This window comes from Frankia sp. CcWB3, from assembly GCF_977927595.1.
The window spans coordinates 37851-40285 of the sequence record NZ_CDWRCK010000004.1 but is presented as its reverse complement, the minus strand read 5'-3'; the positions used below and the strand labels follow the sequence as shown (position 1 = coordinate 40285).

3 protein-coding genes are annotated in these 2435 nt (G+C 67.0%); 1 reads left to right on the top strand and 2 read right to left on the bottom strand.

What is annotated here, in order from left to right; all coding sequences use genetic code 11:
• Nucleotides 1–93 precede the first annotated feature (93 nt).
• Nucleotides 94–396, top strand: coding sequence for a ferredoxin (locus ACY5KJ_RS01000; protein WP_462202524.1), 303 nt, complete (start codon nucleotides 94–96; stop codon nucleotides 394–396).
• 241 nt (nucleotides 397–637) lie between these two features.
• On the opposite strand, the gene ACY5KJ_RS00995 is transcribed toward ACY5KJ_RS01000, so the two are convergent.
• Nucleotides 638–1525, bottom strand: a complete 888-nt coding sequence (locus ACY5KJ_RS00995) for an NAD(P)-dependent oxidoreductase (RefSeq protein ID WP_462186958.1) — start codon at nucleotides 1523–1525, stop codon at nucleotides 638–640.
• Nucleotides 1526–1951: 426 nt separating this feature from the next.
• On the bottom strand, nucleotides 1952–2435 hold a 484-nt coding region (locus ACY5KJ_RS00990; RefSeq protein WP_462202523.1), incomplete at its 5' end, for a hypothetical protein.

Genomic DNA, 2435 nt, shown 5'->3' with positions numbered 1-2435 from the left:
CGCTCGCGCGCATGGAGGCACGCATCGCGATTCCCGCCTTCTTCCAGATCTACCCGAACGCCCGGCTCGCCGGCCCGCGTTCCACCATCCGCTATGAGGAAAGTTGGCTGTTGCGCAGTCTCAGCAGCTTGGCGGTCGACCTTGGGCCTCGGGCCACTCTCGGCTGAAGGGACGAGGTCAGTGAAGGTGACAGTGCGGGTGGACAGGCGGGCCTGTGCAGGCTCGGGGCTGTGCGCGGCGATGCAGCCAGACCTTTTCCGGACGGACCCTGACGGTCGTGCCTCGACACTTCGGACAGTGCTGGAGGATGCCGAGGAGACCGAAGCGGCGCGGGACGTGGGCGACTGCTGCCCGACCGAAGCCGTCATCGTCACCTACCAGCCCACAGCGGACTGAGGCCATCTCCGCGGGGGTGCGCGACCCAGCCCGAGGGTGTGGGGAACATCGCTGTTCCTCACACCCTCTTCCGCTTCGCGTACCGCGATCCGGCCGCGTCCCGCGCGGCCACGGCGGCGCCGCGCGGCCAGTGCACGATGTCACCGACCCGCGGGAACGCCAACCAGGCGGGCCCACTCCCTCAGGGAGTGGGCCCGCCTGGTCCGGAACCGTGTCGAGCCGGCTCCTGCGATCTCGGCGCTCAGGCCGAAGGCTTCCGGAACTGTTTGATCATGGCGGCATAGCTGTCGCCGCCGTCACCCGCCGCGATCGCCCGGTCCGTCAGAGCCTTGACAAAGACAGGGATCTCGGCGTTGACACCGGCAGCCTTGCTCTCATGGTGGAGGTGCACCATGGTCGCGAGGTGGGTGTCGATGGTGGCGTCCAGAGCCGGGTAGGTGCCCTCGTCGATCTGGCCAGCGTAGGCAGCCACGAATGCCGTGCAGGCACCGATCCAGGTATTCGCGTACGGAGCGAAGGTCGTCGCCTTGACCCCGGCGGTCTCCAACAGAACAACACCGTGCAGGAAACTGTTGAGCACCCCCCACATGATGCCGAGCAGCGCGACATCGTAGAGGGAGGCAAGGCCGTGGTCCTCACCGAGGTAGCTCGTTCCCACCGGGGCAAGCACCTTCAGCGCCGACTCGATTCCGGCGAACACCTCGTCCGGGCCGCTATAGAGGAAGACGGCGTCCTTCGTCCCCACGACCGGCGGAATAGCCATGATCGCGCCGTCGATGTAGCCGAAGCCGTTCTTCGCCGCCCACTCGGCAGCATCCCTGGCAGCGGCAGAGTCGCCGGACGTCAGGTTGAGGAGCACCTTGCCCGCGAGCTTCTCGACCACCGGGTCAAGGATGGCGTGCACAGCGGTGTAGTCCGACACACAGACCACGACCAGGTCGCTGGCGGTGATCGCATCGGCGACCGAGCCCGCCAGGCGGGCACCCTTGCCAACGACTCCGGAGGCCTTGTCCGCGGAGCGGTTCCACACAGTCGTCGGATGGCCGCCATCAATGAAGGCGGCGGCAAGGGCCTGCCCCATGAGCCCGAGACCGATGAGTGTAACCGGAGCGCGATTCTCGCTCGCCATCACTGAGTACGACCTCCGAAAGACGTCACAGTAGTACGCATCTAACCACTTCCCTTGCTGGGCATGTCGGCAATCTTGGACCGCGGGCGCCACGGTTCGGGGCATGGACGACCCCGTCCGTGGCGGCGCAGATGAAATGGTCGTCGATCCGGCCGCGTCGATCAAGTACTTACCATTTGGTGACCACTTACCTTTTCGTAGGGAACCGATGGTGCCACGGCGCCCGAGATGCCACCTGACGATCACCGCAGAGTGCAGTACATTCCGGATCGAACCCACTCGCACGGAAATACTCCGTCCGACAGCCTTGTCACGGTAAGAATGCTCGCCATGGAGACTGGCGGCCCCCGGTGCGGTCCGGCCGGAAAACTATTCTCCGCAGGCTGTCAGTAAACGACGGGCGATCGATGTTCGGTCGAGGCACTCTCACTGCCACCGGGCCGGGCGCGAACGGCCGTGGTGACGTCGATCGCCCGGCCAGGCATCGATGTCGGCCGGAGGCGTCGTCCGGAACGAGCCGGTCCTGTCCTCGCCGTCCGGCTGGTAGGGAGCTGGGATGAGGCCGGACGCGGGGTCGTTGTGCCGGTCGGCTTCGGCAGGCCGAAACGGTTCGAGGGACAGTGTGGCGACGTGGCCCTCCGCTGCGCCCCAGGCCGGTTCCCGCCGGAACAACGCCGGTCGTCCGGTGACGACCACCAGCAGCGGCACGCCGGTCAGGCCGGTCAGGCCGGCGACGAAGCTGGAAAGCGCATGATCGGCCAGGTGGAAATCATCGACGAGCAGGGCGATCGGCCGTTCGCGTGCGACCAGCCGCAGGAACAGTTTCCAAGTGGCCGGCTCGTTCGCCGCGCCGGTCTCGCCATCGGGGCCGACGCCAGGATCGGCGCCGGGTGTGGCAGCCCAGCGCAGA